18 protein-coding genes and 1 pseudogene are annotated in these 16597 nt (G+C 60.2%); 6 read left to right on the top strand and 13 right to left on the bottom strand.

The annotated features are described in order from the left end of the window. Positions 1–5: 5 nt before the first annotated feature. The 4 genes from F3H98_RS26730 to F3H98_RS26745 all read right to left on the bottom strand — a co-directional run bounded on the left by F3H98_RS26730 (position 6) and on the right by F3H98_RS26745 (position 3182). Positions 6–755: an amino acid ABC transporter ATP-binding protein gene (locus tag F3H98_RS26730; protein WP_149763478.1), complete on the bottom strand. Its 750-nt coding sequence runs from the start codon at positions 753–755 to the stop codon at positions 6–8. A gap of 8 nt (positions 756–763) precedes the next feature. Beyond that, on the bottom strand, positions 764–1450 hold the full coding sequence (locus F3H98_RS26735; RefSeq protein ID WP_149763480.1) for an amino acid ABC transporter permease: 687 nt from the start codon (positions 1448–1450) through the stop codon (positions 764–766). A gap of 13 nt (positions 1451–1463) precedes the next feature. Continuing rightward, positions 1464–2213, bottom strand: a complete 750-nt coding sequence (locus F3H98_RS26740; protein WP_149763482.1) for an amino acid ABC transporter permease — start codon at positions 2211–2213, stop codon at positions 1464–1466. A 126-nt stretch (positions 2214–2339) separates the two neighbouring features. Then, on the bottom strand, positions 2340–3182 hold the full coding sequence (locus tag F3H98_RS26745) for a transporter substrate-binding domain-containing protein (RefSeq protein WP_149763484.1): 843 nt from the start codon (positions 3180–3182) through the stop codon (positions 2340–2342). 206 nt (positions 3183–3388) lie between these two features. Here F3H98_RS26745 and F3H98_RS26750 point away from each other — a divergent pair, with 206 nt between their 5' ends. Then, positions 3389–4396 carry a LysR family transcriptional regulator gene (locus F3H98_RS26750; RefSeq protein ID WP_244621922.1) on the top strand — a complete coding sequence of 336 codons (1008 nt, stop codon included), beginning with the start codon at positions 3389–3391 and terminating at the stop codon, positions 4394–4396. 175 nt (positions 4397–4571) lie between these two features. Here the strand turns inward: F3H98_RS26750 and F3H98_RS26755 are convergent, their stop codons facing one another. Next, positions 4572–5252 carry a DUF1353 domain-containing protein gene (locus F3H98_RS26755; RefSeq protein WP_188130588.1) on the bottom strand — a complete coding sequence of 227 codons (681 nt, stop codon included), beginning with the start codon at positions 5250–5252 and terminating at the stop codon, positions 4572–4574. A gap of 741 nt (positions 5253–5993) precedes the next feature. Continuing rightward, positions 5994–7040 carry an ATP-binding protein gene (locus F3H98_RS31340; protein WP_188130589.1) on the bottom strand — a complete coding sequence of 349 codons (1047 nt, stop codon included), beginning with the start codon at positions 7038–7040 and terminating at the stop codon, positions 5994–5996. 832 nt (positions 7041–7872) lie between these two features. Between F3H98_RS31340 and F3H98_RS26770 the strand changes: the two genes are divergently transcribed. Next, a complete protein-coding gene (locus tag F3H98_RS26770; protein WP_149763493.1) occupies positions 7873–8064 on the top strand; it encodes a hypothetical protein in 192 nt (63 codons plus the stop codon). A gap of 18 nt (positions 8065–8082) precedes the next feature. Here the strand turns inward: F3H98_RS26770 and F3H98_RS26775 are convergent, their stop codons facing one another. Then, positions 8083–8517 (bottom strand): type II toxin-antitoxin system VapC family toxin, encoded by a 435-nt coding sequence (locus tag F3H98_RS26775; protein ID WP_149763495.1) that lies wholly within the window; start codon positions 8515–8517, stop codon positions 8083–8085. Then, entirely contained in the window at positions 8514–8765 is a 252-nt protein-coding gene (locus F3H98_RS26780) for a type II toxin-antitoxin system Phd/YefM family antitoxin (protein ID WP_149763497.1), read from the bottom strand. Before F3H98_RS26780 ends, F3H98_RS26775 begins: the two co-directional genes overlap by 4 nt. 292 nt (positions 8766–9057) lie before the next feature. On the opposite strand from F3H98_RS26780, the pseudogene F3H98_RS26785 reads away from it, so the two are divergent. Together F3H98_RS26785 and F3H98_RS26790 are read left to right on the top strand one after the other, a co-directional pair. Next, positions 9058–9408 (top strand): annotated as a pseudogene (locus tag F3H98_RS26785) (L,D-transpeptidase); the annotation flags it as partial. Between the two features lie 484 nt (positions 9409–9892). Then, a complete protein-coding gene (locus F3H98_RS26790; RefSeq protein ID WP_149763499.1) occupies positions 9893–12130 on the top strand; it encodes an adenylate/guanylate cyclase domain-containing protein in 2238 nt (745 codons plus the stop codon). Between the two features lie 451 nt (positions 12131–12581). Here the strand turns inward: F3H98_RS26790 and F3H98_RS31350 are convergent, their stop codons facing one another. Together F3H98_RS31350 and F3H98_RS26795 are read right to left on the bottom strand one after the other, a co-directional pair. Further along, complete coding sequence (locus F3H98_RS31350) at positions 12582–12752, bottom strand: hypothetical protein (RefSeq protein ID WP_188130590.1); 171 nt, start codon at positions 12750–12752, stop codon at positions 12582–12584. Positions 12753–12837: 85 nt separating this feature from the next. Next, entirely contained in the window at positions 12838–13857 is a 1020-nt protein-coding gene (locus tag F3H98_RS26795) for an AraC family transcriptional regulator (protein ID WP_149763501.1), read from the bottom strand. A 212-nt stretch (positions 13858–14069) separates the two neighbouring features. On the opposite strand from F3H98_RS26795, the gene F3H98_RS26800 reads away from it, so the two are divergent. Next, positions 14070–14711: a class I SAM-dependent methyltransferase gene (locus tag F3H98_RS26800; RefSeq protein WP_188130591.1), complete on the top strand. Its 642-nt coding sequence runs from the start codon at positions 14070–14072 to the stop codon at positions 14709–14711. 163 nt (positions 14712–14874) lie between these two features. Here the strand turns inward: F3H98_RS26800 and F3H98_RS26805 are convergent, their stop codons facing one another. Continuing rightward, complete coding sequence (locus tag F3H98_RS26805; RefSeq protein WP_149763505.1) at positions 14875–15123, bottom strand: hypothetical protein; 249 nt, start codon at positions 15121–15123, stop codon at positions 14875–14877. 1 nt (position 15124) lies between these two features. Beyond that, positions 15125–15445: a hypothetical protein gene (locus tag F3H98_RS26810; RefSeq protein ID WP_149763507.1), complete on the bottom strand. Its 321-nt coding sequence runs from the start codon at positions 15443–15445 to the stop codon at positions 15125–15127. Positions 15446–15579: 134 nt separating this feature from the next. On the opposite strand from F3H98_RS26810, the gene F3H98_RS26815 reads away from it, so the two are divergent. After that, positions 15580–15948: a hypothetical protein gene (locus F3H98_RS26815; RefSeq protein WP_149763509.1), complete on the top strand. Its 369-nt coding sequence runs from the start codon at positions 15580–15582 to the stop codon at positions 15946–15948. Between the two features lie 269 nt (positions 15949–16217). On the opposite strand, the gene F3H98_RS26825 is transcribed toward F3H98_RS26815, so the two are convergent. Continuing rightward, on the bottom strand, positions 16218–16597 hold a 380-nt coding region (locus F3H98_RS26825; RefSeq protein WP_149763513.1), incomplete at its 5' end, for a transposase.

Consider the following 16597-nt stretch of genomic DNA (forward strand, 5'->3'; position numbering starts at 1 on the left):
CTGCTTTAGAGAACCTTGTCCAGAAACTCTTTGGTCCTTGGATCCTGGGGATTGGTAAAGAATGCCTTCGGCTCGCCCTGTTCGACGATTACCCCCTTGTCAGTGAAATAGACGCAGTTGGCGGCCTCGCGGGCAAATCGCATCTCATGGGTGACCAGGATACAGGTCATGCCGTCCTCGGCGACCTTTCTGACGGCACTCAGCACTTCCTTGACCATTTCGGGATCGAGCGCCGCCGTCACCTCGTCGAACAGGATCACTTCGGGCTGCATGCACAGGGCGCGGGCGATCGCCACACGCTGCTGTTGGCCGCCGGAAAGTTCTCCTGGATAGGAGAGCGCCTTTTCCGGCAGACGCATCCCTGCCAGAAGATGCTTTGCCCGTTCCTCGACGTGCCTGCGCGGCTCGCCGAGTACCTGGATCGGCGCCATCGCAACGTTCTCCAACACGGTCTTGTGCGGGAACAGATTGTACTGCTGGAACACCATGCCGACGCGATGTCTTAGCGCCACCTTGTCCACCTTGGGGTCGGTGACCGTGATGTCGCCGACCGTGATCACGCCGTGGTCCACGGGCGTCAGGCCGTTCACCGTCCGCAGGATCGTCGATTTGCCGGAGCCCGACGGCCCAATGATCGCCACCACCTCGCCCTTGGCGACATTGAGGTCGACTCCACGCAGCACCTCGATGTTGCCGAATGCCTTGCGCACGCCTCGCAAGGAGACCAGTGCACCATCTTGCGTTGCCTGTCGCATAACAAACCTCACACAGTTCGGAAGCGGCGCTCGAGCGCCGAGCTGACGCGGGAAATCGGATAGGCGTAGAGAAAGAACATTGTTAGCAAAGTGAGATACATCGGGATCAGAAACCCGGGCTGCACCTCGGACTGCACCGCGGCCTGGGTGCGGGCAAGAGCTTCGTCGACGCCGACGATCGAGGCCAGCGGCGTTGCCGTGATGAGCAGCGCGTAAAGGTTCATCCACGGCGGCAGCATGCGCGTAACGCACTGCGGCAGGATGATGCGAAACAGGGTGACGGTCCTGGTATAGCCGAGCGCTTCGGCCGCCTCCCACTGCCCCTTTGGGATCGAGCCGATCGCGCCGCGCACGATCTCGGAAAAATTCGCCGCAACTGGCACGCTAAAGCCGAGCGTCGCGCGCAGCCAGCTTGGCACGTTGTAAGTGACGCCGGACACGGTAAACGAATAGGGCATCAGGAAGATGCAGTAGAACAGGAGCACCAGCCAGGGCGCGTTGCGAAACAGCTGGGTGGCAAGGCGAGAGATCCTGCCGATCAGCCGGACATGCGATATCTGCCCGAACCCCAGGAATACGCCCGCCGCAGTGCCGAGCATGATTGCCAGAATGCTCATCAGGATGTTGAGGGCGAAGCCCCATAGCACGAAGGGCAGCCAGCGAAAGATATCGGCGAAGATCGTGGTTTCTGACATCGGGATAATCCGCTCAGTTCGCGCCGAAGCCGGGCAGGCGCATCGCCGCCTGCACGCGGCCGATGATCCACACCACGATGCCAGTGAGCAGCAGATAGATGGCCAGCATGATGTTCATCATCTCGAATGTGTTGAGGGAGTCCGACCAGATCTGGTTGGACACGTAGAGCAGTTCCGCCACGCCGATCGCGTAGGCTACGGTCGTCGACTTGGTGAGGTCGACCAGATTGTTGGCAAGCGATGCAAAAGAGAAGCGCAACCCCAGCGGCACGACAACGTAGCGAAACGCCTTGAAGCGCGAGTATCCAAGCGCTAGCGCTGCTTCCTCATACGAGTTGTGCACTGCCCCGAGACCGGAGCGGAACGTCTCGATGTTGAAGGCACCGGCATAAAGGGAGAGCGCGATCACCGCCCAGGTGAAATTGCCGATCATGGGCACCGGCAGGCCGATGGCGTTCTGGCCGACCGGCATCAGGCTGCCGACCGCGAAGTAGAAGAAGTACATCTGCACGAGCAGCGGCGTGTTGCGGATGAGCGCCACATAGGCGCGGACGAGCATGGCCGCTGGACCGCGCGATAGCGCCAGCACGGCTGCGCCGGCGCCGCCGATCAGGATGCTGAAAAACGTGCAGATGACGATCAGAGCGCAAGTCGTCATGAGCCCCGACACGAAGCGCTCGAAATCGAAGGCGTCGTAGAGGATCGTCAGGTTGATGCCAGACGCCTTCAAGTCGAGTGCGAATTGGCGAAACGCTTCGAGCATTGTCCGCTCCCCTGAAGAGGTGTCCGGTTCCCACCGTGAGGAACCGGACGTTGGATCAGAGCACGACGCCGAAAGGTGGAATTAAGTCTTCGGAACGCTCATGCTCGACCGGCAAGGATTGCCGGCTCACTCCGCAGGCAGATGATCCTTCAGTGCCTCGTGCATCTTGCGCAGATATCCGGATTCGGCGATGCCATTGGCTTTCTCCAGTTCGAGAAGCTTGCCCGAGCGGTGCCAGTTGGCGATGGCGCCGGCGACAAGCACTCCCCAAGGCTTATCGAGATCGTTCAGCCGGACGGCGATGCCCCACGGCGCATCATCCTGGGTCGGCAGCGGCATGTGATAGTCCGCCCATTTTGGGTCGGCGAGCATCACGTTGATCATATTGTCATCGGACAGGACGCCGATGCAGCGGCCCTGCTGGAACGCGCTGTCGACCTCCGCGGTGCCGGCGAAGGCCAAAAGTTCGATCTTGAACTTTTCCTGCGCGGGCTTGTTGTACCAGGCTCCCTGGATTGCGCAGATGGTCTGGCTGGCCACGTCTTCCCACTTGGTTGCGGTCACCTTTTTCGGCAGCACGACATTGTAGCCGGACGAGTAATAGTTCGGGTGGACGAAGCCGACCACCCGCCGGCGTTCGGCGGTGTCGGTCGCCGAGGCGATCATCAGGTCTATCTGTCCCTGGGCGAGGAATTCGAAGCGGTTGGCGGAGTTGACCTTCACGATTTCGACCTGGGCGCCGAGGAGTTCGCCGAGCGCGTTGGCGAGGTCGACTTCCATGCCAGCGAAACTGCCGTCGGCAGCCCGATACGACCAAGGTTTATAGTCGTCCTTGGTCCCGACTTTGAGCACCTTGGTCGCTTCCACCTTACACAAGGTATCGTCACCGCAGTCGAGAGTCTGGGCGCGAGCTCCAGCCACCCCAAGGCCAATCGCAAGTCCGAAAGCAAGTGTCTTCAAAACGTGCATTTTTCATCTCCGTTTGCGAGTGTTCCATATCTCGCGCTTCCCCGAAGCCACGGCTTCGAGGGCGCTTTCTTGCTCTGTTTATTGTTGAAAGGCGCTTCGCTCGATTCCGGCAGCGGCCTTCGCAATAGGGATGCAGCTTAAGGCGCTCCCCTGCAATTGATTTTTAGAATAAGAAGGAAGATTAATGCAAAGTATGATCTGGGATTATGATGATAAAGAAACAGACGACTGGCAGCATAGATCTCAGGACGCTTGAAATCGTGGCTGCCGTGATCGACACCGGCAGCATGAGCTCGGCCGGCTCGCGCTTTGGCCTGACTCAATCGGCCGTGTCCCAGGCCGTGCGCCGAGCCGAGAAGGAGATCGGCGCGACGCTTCTGCATCGCGACCGGCGGCCCCTTCTTCCTACCCATGCGGGCAGCGTCCTGGCAGGTCAGGCCGAGGAAGTCATGCAGCGGATCATCCGGGCGGTCGAGACAGTGCGGGCCGCCGCCGCAATGCCTGAGCGCCTGGATCTGCGCCTGGGCCTCGTCGACTCTTTCGCCGGCACGATTGGCGCCTATCTCGTCAAGGAACTGGTGGACGGGGCATTCGCGCTGCGATTGACCGCTTGGTCAGGATTGGCCTTCTCCCACACCGAGGCGCTCATGCGCCGCGCTATCGACGCCGCCGTCACCTCGGACCCGATGGAAGGCCTCGACGACATTGTCCGCTACCCGCTGTTTCGGGAGCCCTATCTGCTGCTCGTCCCGAAAGACGTCGGTCCAGATTGCAAAGACCAAGATCTGCGCGAAATATTGTCCCGTCATCATCTCATACGCCACAGCGCGCGGTCGCACAGCGGCGCGCATGTCGACCGACATTTGCGCAGGCTTGGCCTGGAGCCGCCACGCATGCTTGAGTTCGACACTTCGGATTCCCTCCTGGCAATGGTGGCGACCGGGGTTGGCGTCGCCATCACAACGCCGCTTTGCCTACTTCAAGGAGCTGCTTATGCCGACGGCGTCGAGGTATTACCCCTGCCTGGCCCAGGATTTTCCCGCGAACTGACATTCGTCACACGTCGGGAGGAGTTCGCGACGCTCGGTCCGCGCATTGCGGACCTCGCCCGCAATCTCGTCAGAGTGCGCGCTTTGCCTCAGTTCGCGAAGCTGGCACCGTGGGTTGAACCAAAGCTCGATTGGATGATGTTCGGTGCTGAAGGTAGTTCCTGACAATGTTCATTCGCATTGCCGGGGGATGGTCACGGCCTTGTATCGCATCCTGACCGACACTCTCCCGAACGATCCAATTTTCGCTTTTTGGCGCAAACACGACTTCCGATGGGGTCAATGGTTGTGGTCGCGAGCTTCATGTCACTCGCTGCTATCAAGTTGTTTCGCACAGCGGCTACTCCAGGCCGCCCAGCTCGTGCAACCGGTCTTTCTGCGCCCGCTCATCAATCGCTTCCAGGCTTGGATTTGTTTCTTCGACCCACTTGGCCAGTTCGCTAGCCTCTTCAGGTGTGACGTGAGGCTGGAAGGTCACTGCGCCGGATGGCTTGCGAGTCATCGCGTCGCCGGTTGGGGCATGACACGAGCTGAAGCAGGTAGACTTCGCTTTCCCCCATTTCGGCCCGCCCCACATCACCGCTGTGTAGAGCAACTTGGCCTTCGCCTCAGTCACGCCTCCAGCGAGGCTCGCGTAATAGAAGACTCGATGGACATCCTGCCACGGCTTCTCTTCGGTAAAGCAGTACCAATCGTGAATGACCGCAGCCATTCGATAGTCGCCCTCGAACGGAGCGCCGACAAGCGACCAAAAGACCGCAGGGATCGAGGCCCCGTCGGTCTTGTATCCAGCCTTGGCAGTCCAGGTACGTCCAGATGGATCGGTGTAGGAGAAGTCCTGCAGCAACTCCATCTCTCTGCCCTTGCCATCCCCCTGCTCAACGAACTGCACGACTGGCGTGCCATTGAATGAGCCGACGCCATCCGGATGGCGAAAGCGGGGATCGAGCCAAAGATAGATCGCGGCCGCGAACGCGGCTATGCCACCCACCAACAAGGCTACTAAAGCGGTTCGCTGCATAACAGCCCTCCGAGGAGATTGGGTAATCATGGCACGATAACATCAGCGGCAGCTTGCGCACGGGGAGATTTCCGCTCTTCTCTCGTTTGAACTAGCCGGCGACACGGAGCCAACTTGGGCCAAGCAGCGCTACGATGACATGGATGCTGCAGCGAACGCTGCCCTTGCCGCGCTGCGGCAGAAACTTCGCAGAGCCGGACGATTGCCCGGATAACAGATCATCGAATTCCGGCCGATTCAGATGCGGGACGACTGGTGTATGCCCTCAGCCCCTACCTCTGCTTCTGGGTGGAGGCAACGTTTGTCTGAACGACGGAGATGCGGCGCAAATTCGGCGCGACTGTAAACCGTTTCGGGCAATGAAAATAGAATACTCCTTCGGCTCGGGACCAGCGTGCGAAAAAGCAGCGTCAGCGATGAGGGTCTCCCTTTCACACGGGTGAGGTTGTAAGCCGATTGAGCGGCTTCTTTGCGCGCACGCTAAATTGGCTGCAATTCAGCCGCCCGACTCAACGGCAGCTTCCAGTCACTGAAGTGCAGGTTGGGATGGCCATTGTGGGAGGCCAACAACGGGTCAACTCAGGTTGTTCCACCTCTGCACCTCCACGGCCACCTCCGCAAAGGTCGCGGCTCGACCGCTATATTCGCAGACCTCCAGCGTTTCATCGCGCCAGAAACCGTTCGGCAAATCGCGCCATCTTCCAAGAGGCGCCCGTGCCACCTTTGCCGAAATCGCACAGATCACCGGAGCTCGTCGAGCAGCGCCTTGGCTTCGTTTAGATCTGGCGTGCCGAAGCCCTCGGTGAACCAGCCATAGGTCGTCGCGAGCAGGTCGTGCGCCTCGGCGCGCTTGCCCTGTTCGGCCAAGAGGCGCGCAAGCGATGTGGCAGCGTGAAGCTCCCAGGATTTGGCACCTTGCTCGCGAGAGCGTTCGATCGCTTGGCGGAACGAGATTTCAGCCGCGTGGCAATCGGTTGGTTCCGCCGCAGCCAATATGGCACCTCGCAGCCGCAGCAATTCGGCATCGCACCACCGCTCGCGGGTCCGGTTTACCTGGTCGAGAGCCCGATCGATCAGGCGCACGCCGTCCGAAGCGCGCTTGACGCTCCCGAGCACCTCCCCGAGAAATCCCATCGTATACGCCTGCGTCACTTGCGTTCCGACGGCCTGCATCCGGGCCAGGCCATCCTCAATTTGGGCGATCGCTCGCTCCTTCTGATCCTGCTTCGCCGATAGCCATCCCTTCTGCTGGGCGGCCATGGCAGCCCAGAAGGGATACGCCTGCTCGGTCGCGAACGTGAGCGCGCGGTCGATCCGCTCCCCGGCTTCGGCCACCTCGCGTCGGAATATTCGTAACCACGCTGCCCATATCAGCACGTAAGCGCGGCTGAAGGGGTGCGCGAATCGCTCGGCCAAGACAAGTGCCTCCTCCATCCGGGTCAGCGCCTGGTCAGGGTAGCCGAGGTGCCAAAGCACCGCTGACCCGCGACATAGGCAAATCGGTCCGGGATCCTGGCCGTAGAGCGCGAGATGAGCTCGGTGTTGCTGTGGGTGATACGCTTCGGAGGCCAGCTCTAAATGTTTCCGTGCCTCCCTGAAGTCGCCGCGCCAAGAAAAGCTGATTCCCCGAGCATAATGGGCTTCGACCACCCACACGGGATCGTTACTCTGCAGGGCAAGGTCGAGAAGCCGTCCGCTCAGCTCGTGCGCCGACATGAGTTCGGCGCGCGTGGCCGAGTAGATGGCCAGGCCGAGCAGAACGGGGAAGACAGTCGCATCTTCTGGCATTGCCTCGCAAAGGCGGCGCGCGCGAGAATATACCCGCTCGACCACGGCATTTGCGTAGCCATTCTTGGCGGTGAGCACGCGGCCCATCACCGTTAGCGCTGCGAGCTCGCGCCGCTGGCGCTCCGGGCCAGCAGAGCGTTTCGATTAAGTTCAGCGCTTTCTGCAGATGGCTCTGGACCTCATCGTTGGCCGAACGGTCGTTGGCGCTCTCTCCCGCGCGCTGCCAATAGCTGATGGCCTGAAGAGAGGCGCCGGCAGACGTATAGTGCTGAGCCACGATCTCGGGCTCGTGTTCGACGACCTCGCCGAAATGCTGCTCGAGCGCGTGGGCGATCCGGGTGTGCAACTGCTGGCGGCGACTGCGTAGCAAGGTGGCATAAGCGGCATCTCCCACCAATGCATGCTTGAAGATGCACGTGGCGTGCGGCGGCCGACCGCGCGCCATCACGAGTTCGGTGCTGATTAGTTGGTCGAGGGCGCCCTGCAGTTCCCCCTCCTCGCGCTGCGCGACCGCCGCCAGCAACTCATAAGAAAATTCGCGGCCGATTGCAGCGCCAATCTGCGCGACCTCCCGCGCTGGCGTCATTAGCCGATCGAGCCGCGCCAGCAGAGAATCCTGCAGGGTCGCAGGGATCGCCATCGGTGGCAGCGGGCCCGAGAGTGCGTAACGATCGCCTTCATCGGTCAGCACGTCAGATTCAATTACGGCCTTCGTCATCTCCTCGAGGAACAGGGGCACGCCGTCTGTCTTTCCATCCACCGCGCGTCCGAGGGTCGGGCCTTGTTATGCCAGTTCTGGAACACGACCAGCGCCAGTGGCCTGGCGGCAGAGGTGCCCCTTCTCGGTGGCATTCTGTTCTTTGCATCCGTCATCGGCGCTATGGCGGTCTCTGTGGTTCCCGACTGGTTCCTGCAGTCATTCGGATTGGGTGTCAGGATGATCGCATTGATGTTCGCGACGTTGATCACCGGGGCGGTTCTCATGGAGTTCGTCTACGTGGCCCTCAAAACCGACGTCGAATAGTAGTGACGTTGGCTTTCTCTAAAGAGTCAGGGGATTGAGACAGGGAACTTCCAATGGTTCGAAGTGCTTCAAATTGACAGTCAGAATCGTCAAGGAATTCGCTTTGGCGGTCGCCGCGATGAGAATGTCAGCCAACCCTGGATGCCTCCCCCCTGCCGTGGCGGCGTCTTCCATGAGACCTGCCTCCAATGCCACCGTCGCATCGATCGGTAAGATTTCCGCGCTGTAGTCCGTCATGATGCCTTGCAGCCATGCCAGAAGCGTCTGAGCCTTCGCCGTGGCTCCTGAACAGTCGAGCTTGGCAATGCCCCTGCGGAGCTCGTGGAGGGCAAAGGCAGGCACAAACAAGTTGCCCGACTGCCGGAGCAGCCAAGCCGCCGCCTTTGGGGGCAGCGGAGGCTTTCCCGGAGCGGTTGCCGACAGCACCGATGTGTCGAAAAGGTACGCCGTCAAAGGTCAACCTCGCGGCTTTGCTGCGAGCGGTCGCGTTCGAGCTCGAAGCCCTCGGGCCAGCCGGGGAACGACAGCAGGTATTCAGCAAGACTGGGCTTTTCGGGATACAATTTGTCCGCGTCGGAAATCGGAACGAGAGCTGCCACAGGCTTGCCGTGCCGTGTGATGGTGATTGGGTCGCCACCCTCGGCCGCGTCGACGAGCGCCGTCAAGGTGGCCTTGGCTTCGCGAATGTTGATGTGTTTCACTGCTGGTGCCTCCCTTGTGGTTGCGCGCAACTACATTTAGCAAATCCGTCGTCGATTGCAAGTGGACACTCCCGGAGAAACAAGCCCACAACATCCCATCCGTTTTCATAAACGTTTGCGTTTCCGCTTTTTTCGCTGGTTGCTTGCAAGCCGGCAGGCGAGAATCAAGCTGAAAGAAGTGCAGGTTCGCGCGGAGGGCAACATGGAAAACGTCAGGGAATGATCGGCATCTACGACACGGACGGCAACGAGAAGCTGCGCGTTCCGGTCGCCTTGGTGCAACTGTTTGCGGATGATCCAGTGGAAGCAGAAATGGCCGCGCTGGTTCCCGCCAGACGAAATGATCGACCGCCAGCCCGAGCTTGAGAAATACCGTGCGCGGCAGATCCCGGGCACGAACAATTGGGAGGGCGGCATGGAGCCGGGTATCATGAATCCGCTCGGGGCGCGCGCGCTCTATGTGTTCCACGATGGCAAGGACACGCTCTATCGGCTACACGGCTCGCCGGAATGGTCGTCAATTGGTAAGTCCGTGTCCTCGGGCTGCGTGAGGCTAATCAACCAGGATATTATCGATCTCTATGAGCGCGTTCCGGACGGCGCGCCGATGGTCGTCAGGAGCGGATTGTCGTCGGTCGGCTAGTCCCAGCGGTTTTGGCTGTCTCATCAGGCACTTGGCGTCCAGAACAGTCGGTGGAATCCAAGTGATGTAGAGACGCGACCTTGCCGGCGTCATTTGGAAGGTCCGGAAGTCGCGCGCAAAGCCGCCTGTGGCCTCTGCAATAGCGATGTCCGGTTTTGGTGAATAGACGGGACCGTAGGAATGACTGCCCATGGGCGCTTTTCGGACCGGCAGCCTTGGGCCGCCAGCGGACCGACAGCTTTTGGCGTCCAAACGCAAGAGCGGGCATTCAGCTCACGAGGCGTAATGACCTTAGGTGACCCAAACGAACCATTCCTGCGGGCAAGCTCGAATGTCTCGAATGTGGTGAATACGACATTGGTTAACGTCGCCGTGTCAGCAGTCAATGAAACGTGCGGAAAGATGGGATTGCCAAAGCGCTGGTGAGGTCGGTTTCCTTTAAGAACAACTGATACTATGATCCCGCGGGGGCGAGGCCAAAACAATGGATCGCAAGCTTTCCGCGATTCTAGCTGCCGATGTCGTGGGCTATTCAGCCCTGATGGAGCGCGACGAGGCCGGTACGTTCGAGCGCCTTCGCGCCGGACGCAAGGAACTGTTCGAACCCGAAATTTCCCGCCACCACGGCCATATCTTCAAGCTGATGGGCGATGGGATGCTGGCCGAATTCGCCAGCGTCGTCGATGCCGTCGAGTGTGCCGTGTCGCTGCAGCGCGGCCTGTCCGAGCGCAACGCCTCGCTTCCCACAGCGGAACAGATTCTGGTGCGGATCGGTATCAACCTCGGCGAGGTGATCGTCGACGGCGACGACCGGTATGGCGATGGGGTCAACATCGCGGCCAGACTTCAGCAGTTGGCGGAACCGGGCGGCATCTGCGTCTCGGGAAAAGTGGCCAAAGAGGTCGAGCGAAAGCTGACGTTCGCCTTTGAGCCAATGGGCGAACAGAGGGTCAAGAACATTGCTGAACCAGTTCAGGCGTATCGCGTGCTGCTTGATCCCGCCGCAGCAGGCAGGACCCTCCATGCTCGCCGTCAGCTGCACGCCTGGCGTTTCCCGGTCGCGGCGGGTGTTCTCGTCCTGGCTCTCGGTCTTGCAGCAGCATGGTGGCGGCCGTGGGAGAGACCTGCACAACTTGCCGCCCCTGCTGCCAGCGAGGCAGCCGACACCCGACCCTCGCTAGTCGTGTTGCCCTTCGACAATCTCAGCGACGACAAGGAACAGGAGTATCTCGCCAACGGCTTCACCGAGGACCTGACGACGGAACTGGCGCGCGTGCCGGGCCTTTTCGTTGTCTCTCGGAACGCGGCGTTCGTCTACAAGAACAAGGACCCGAAGCCGGAGGAGGTTACGGCAGCGTTGGGCGTCCGGTACCTGCTGGAAGGCTCGATCCGCCGTGTCGGCGACGACATGCGCATCAATGCGCAGCTGATCGACAGCTCAACATCTGGGCATCTCTGGGCGGAGCGCTTCGATGGTCGGTGGGCGGAGGTGTTCGCGTTGCAGGATAAGGTCGTCAGCAGCATCGCGGGCGCGCTCCAACTCCGCCTGATGAGCGGCGCGCAGGCCGATCGCGCAGGAGGCACGACCAATCCAGCCGCCTATGAGGCCTATCTCAAGGGGATGGACATCTATAACCGTGTCAACACCCCCGAAGAGTTTGCGCAGGCTGTGAAGCATTTCCAGCAGGCAGTGCAACTCGACCCCGATTTCGGCGCGGCGTACGCCCAACTCGCCTGGGCCTATTGGAACGCGGATATCACCCGGGCCGTGGTAATGGGACTTTCGTGGGACGAGGCCTATGGCAAGATCCATGAAACCCTGAAAGCGGCGGCCAGGCATCCCTCGCCCGGCTACTATCAGCTCGTCGCCGAGTTGATGGTCCGCGAACACAACTCGGACGAAGCAGTCACTGTTCTTCTGAAGTCAGTGGCGCTCGATCCCAGCGATACCTGGAATTATCTCTCGCTGGCCAACGCCCTGAATTTCAACGGCAGGCCGAAGGAAGCGCTGAGCTATCTCGAGGCGGCCGCCCGCGTCGACCCGATCTCGCGGATGGACTACCGGCACTACCAGGCCGGACTAGCCGAGTTTGGCCAAGGCAAATTCGAGGACGCGGTTCGCTCCATCGAAAAGATGGACCTTGATTCGCCCGATCCACAGGCGAAATTCTACGCCCTGCAAGTTGTTGTTTCGGCCTATGGACATCTTGGGCGCACCGACCAGGCCGCGGCCGCCTTGGAAACGTTTAGGAAGGTTGTTGCGCGGCGAATGGAATACGAGCCGAGCCAGTTGCTCACCCAGGACTACATGGTCTTTAAGAATACGGCCGATATCGACCGCCTTTTGGCCGGCCTGACCAAGGCAGGCGTGCCCGATCTGCCGGCATTGGCAAGGGTAGGCATGAATCCGAAGGACCGGCTCACAGGAGGGGAAATAAGGTCTCTCATGTTCGGCCACGAAGCGCGCGGAAAATTGGCGCTTCACAAGTTCCTGCCAATGCAGCGCGCAACCTCGGCAGACGGAACCCTCAGCGAAACGGTTGGCCAGAGGACCCGCACCGGAGCCTCGTGGGTGCAGGGCAATTTCCTGTGCGATGCCTTTCCCGGAGAGCTGACAAGCTGTGGAGCAATTTATCGCAATGTGTTCAGGACGCCGGGGCGCGACGACGAATACAAGGCCGTTTACCGCTGGAACCAGTTCGAGTTTTCGGTCGTCAAGTGAGCTTCCAAAATGCCGAAGGCCGAAAGTCTGCTTGCCGAGGTACGTGCGACGTTGTTGGCATGAACTGCAAACGTCGACAGTTGGCGCAACCACGACCTCCGGCACAATCGCTGGTAAGGTCTACTTTTAGGATGCTGCGAAGCCACCTCTACGACCGACATGCGGCGCCTAGCGGACGTAAACCTGGGTAGATTGGTGACTGAACCCCCTTGTTCGCTTTGATCGGCGTCAGCTGGAAACGCGATTGCGGCCGCCATCGCCGGTTGCGATTTCGAACCCTGGCGGCGCCGGTTGTTGGTGGACAGGTTGAAACGTAATTCGCTCGTGCGAGAAGCCCGGCTATTGAATCGCAAGCTTTAGTCGAGGTTGTGTATGTCAAAGTTTGTTGAAACCCGGCGCGGGTTTTGAGCAAATGGGCGCTTGTTTCTGGGAGGCGCCTGCGATGCCACAGCTACACGCACGCGGTGTTGATCTTGTGGTCGAGCTGTTGAAAGCTGCCGACCACCTTGAGCATCTGACATCCGCGGAATCCAAAGCTCTCCTTAAGGAAGCGGCGATGGTGCTCGGCGAACTGCTGAAACGAGACATTCCCGAAGAACTTAGGGATGGTGGCGACCTGCAAGCGGCCCTCGACCGGCCGGCGGCTTTGTCAAAGATATATTCTCGCCGGCTTTCCTCCACCGTCTGCTGGCGGGCTGGGAACACTCTCACTGTCGTCGGCGCCATTCATTGGGAGAAAGGCCAACGCACTTCTTGAAAGCACGACTAAACGCAGCTTCTGATCCGAAGCCGACGGCCGTAGCGACGGAGACGACCTTGGCACCATCCTCGACGAGCAAGCGACTCGCCAACTGCATGCGCAGTTGCCTCAGGTACTGCATCGGCGGTTGACGGATGAAATGCACAAAGCGTTCGGCCAACACGGAGCGCGATGTACCTGCCTGCGCCGCGAGGGCATCGAGCGTCCAGCTCTGCGCCGGGGCATCGTGCAGCAATGCCAGCGCGCGCGCGACCAGGGGATTGCGCAACCCGGCGAGCCAGCCGACTTTTTCATCAGGCAATGTTTCGAGGTGACGGCGAATGACGTCCACGAACAGCAGTTCCGCCATCCGCAACTTCACGACCTGCCCTCCCGAACGTCGCTCGTGTAACTCGTGCAGCGCGAACGCAATCAGATGAGGCAAACCATGTCCCGTCTGCGCCGCAGGGCGCACGCGAAGGAGGCGCGGCAGCCCCGACAACACGGGATTGAATGGCCGCAAATCGCAACCGAGAAAACCGCAGATGAATTGCGTCGTTCCCGGTCCGTTGCCACCTTCGAAGATCGTCGATGGCAATTTGCCGGCCGCCATGCGGCGGAAGAAGGTCAGCGCTTCCTCGAAATCGTAGGTGCGCTCCGCCGTGGGTGGGTCGGCGAGGCAGTAGGCATCGCCGTGCGGAATAACCAGCACGTCGCCAGCCTCAAAGCGCTCCGGCGGTGCGCCAGCAAGCCCCGCCCAGCAGCTACCACTCGTAACGATATGGAACGATATCAGGTGCTGCGCGGCCGGAAGCACCAGGCGCTGGAACGATTCTGTCGGCGGTGCCCACGAAACCCAAGGCGTGGACGCCTCGACGAGAAACAGCATCGATCCGGTTAGCCGGACCGAACGCAGCATATCCGATAGCACGTCGACCTCAGACGCTGTGGTAGACGATCCGGACGATTGATCATGGCTATCGATCATTGTGAAGCGAATATTATAGCGACGGAGCGGTCAGGGGAAATTGGAGGATTTGTGATGGCAGGACCTGAACGCTGGCAGGTCTCAACAGACGCCGCCGAAATCTACGAGTCCTGCTTCGTACCTGCGATCTTTGAAGCTTGGGCTGGCCCGGTTGCAGACGCCGCTGGGATCATGACGGGTAACAAAGTTCTCGATGTTGGCTGCGGGACAGCGTGCTCGCGCGAGAGGCTCTCAGACGGGTCGGGCAAGAAGGCCAGGTCGTTGGCCTTGATCTCAATGAGGGGATGCTGGCGGTCGCAGCGAGAGCTGAGCCGAAAATAGAATGGCGACAAGGCGATGCGGCATCTCTTCCATTCAAGGACGCGAGTTTTGACGTCGTGATCAGCCAATTCGCGCTCATGTATTTTCCCGACCGCGTGGCCTCCCTAAGCCAGATGTGGCGAACTCTCGCGCCAGCCGGGCGACTTGCAGTTGCTGTCTGGGCACCTATCAATCGCGCCCGCGGGTATCAGATATTGGTGGATATCGCGGCCCGACAGTGCGGAGGTGAAGCGGCGGCTGTGCTGTCGGCGCCTTTCGTCCTTGGCGATCAAGCCGAGCTCGCCAAGTTATTTATCGACAGCGGCATCTCAGGGGCCAGCGTAATTCTCCATGAAGGTTCGATCCGATTCCCGTCGATAAAGGAATTCATTCGCATAGAAGTCAAAGGCTCGCCCCTGGCTGACATGCTCAGCGACGAATTAATGGAAACTCTCGCTACGGAATCTGAACGTTCGCTTGCGGAGTTTGTCGTACCGTCAGGCGAAATCATCATGCCGATGGACGCGCACGTCGTAACGGCAAACAAACGCTAGATCCATGAACATTCTCGTATCCGGGTTTGACAACTCGAACACGACCGACTGCAATGGGTCGAGAGCTGACGCTACTGTCACGGAATCTCAGGACCGCGGCACCGACCCGCAGCGCTCAATCGGCTTGCATCGCTTCTCCGACTTTGCGTTGATTTCAGCCCAATCACCTATGGCGCCTCGCCGCCTTGAGCAGTTCGAGCAGGTCCTCATATTTCGCGCCACAGCGATCGTAGATATTGACGTTGTCCACCTTCACGCAGCCCGAGCGCCGCACGATCTCGTCCAACAGCATTGCTAGAGTGCGATCGTCACCTGCCTTGAGCATTGCAGCTTTGTCATACTGCCTGCGCATGCCGCACCTGATGCAGCCAACGAGGATCTTGTCGCCCGGATAGTCCGACAACATCGGCATGCTAGCGCAGCCTCTGCAGCGACCAGACCGTTGGTTGGTTTCTTCCCATTTTCACCGGTCGCCACACGCCAACCTTGGGCAGCCGGTCGACGTCCACCTCCAACAACTGGATCTTAGGCCTTCCCGACTGCCCTTTGCATTCGCGGCATCTGAACGCAACGTTGTGGGGATCGCGCTCGTAACTGGTCTCGCCAGCGACCTCCATCGTGTTGAAGAAACCGGCGTTGCCACACGGGCAATCGACACGCATCAGCGGGAAACGCCGAACGGCGTCCCCAAAGGTCCAGATTGTCTTTGTCATTCCATAAAAATAGGAACTCATTCCTGCGTCAGTCAAGGCGATCTTGACACTTTTGTTCTTTTTTTGTTCACTGTTGGACGCCGCGGGGGAAGGAGACCGACATGGACATCAGGATCAGTGTTCCAGGTGCCTCGCCCGAGGAAATCGAGCGCGGATTGGCCGCCGCCAGGGCAGTTTTCGACGAGGCCGGCATATCACCGATGCGCGCAGCCGAAGCGAGCTTTGCAGTTGAGGGTTGGGATGAGGCTGGCTTCCCCGATGATGATCGCTATCCCGATGACGAGGATTTTGCTTTGGTCCATGTCTGGGGCGAAGCTGACGAGGCTGCGGCAGTCGCATGCTGTCGGGACTGGCCGGAAGAAAAGCAGGTTCGAACAGCCGATCTCGAGCTCGATGATCCTGAGGCAGATGCTCGCCGAGCAAAGATGAAGGCCGAAATGGAGGCCTATGCGCGCGGCCTGACGCCGGACCAACTCGAGAAAGAATGGAAAATGCGTCGGGCGAGCCGTGTCAGAACAAGCTGATCATCCCGCTGCCTACCCGCCCTCTGCCGACGGACTGACGCCGGCTGGTGTGGTCGAGCATTGGTGCGAGCATCCGGGCTGCACCCGATGGGGCCAGCGCGGATTCGCCCGTGGCGGCAAGGGAAAATCGGTCTGGTTCTGTTTCGAGCATCGGGAGGACGGCGAGCGTTTTCTTTGAACGACTGCAAAGGATGGATACCGTTGAAGAAGTCGGCTTCTAGTGACGGATTGGGTCTGACGATCTTTACGCGCAACGAGCCGCAACGGTCTTATGCCGGTTTCGGCGCCGGCATCGGGATCAGCCTTGCGAGTTTGCGGAGGTTCTGGGCTGCGGCGGCGAGATGGAATTCGTCTTTTGCGCCATTCGGTCCGCGCAAGCGCAAGCGGTCCAGTCTCAAGATGCGCTTGAGGTGTGCAAACAGCATCTCGACCTTCTTACGTTGTCGGCGGGAGACGACGTAGGCGTCGGTCGTTGCAATATTCCGGGCCATGTCGCGGGCGCCTTCGTGGATGGAGCGCAGGATTTTGCGGGCCGGCGCCTTCGGGCAGCATCTGGCCTTTAAGGCGCATGCATCGCAGTCGGCCTTGCGAGCGCGGTAACGAACCATGCCGATGTCGTCGACCGCTGGCGGACGCTCATTTGTGAAGT

The organism is Neomesorhizobium albiziae, from assembly GCF_900114255.1.
Taxonomy (GTDB): Bacteria; Pseudomonadota; Alphaproteobacteria; order Rhizobiales; family Rhizobiaceae; genus Neomesorhizobium; species Neomesorhizobium albiziae.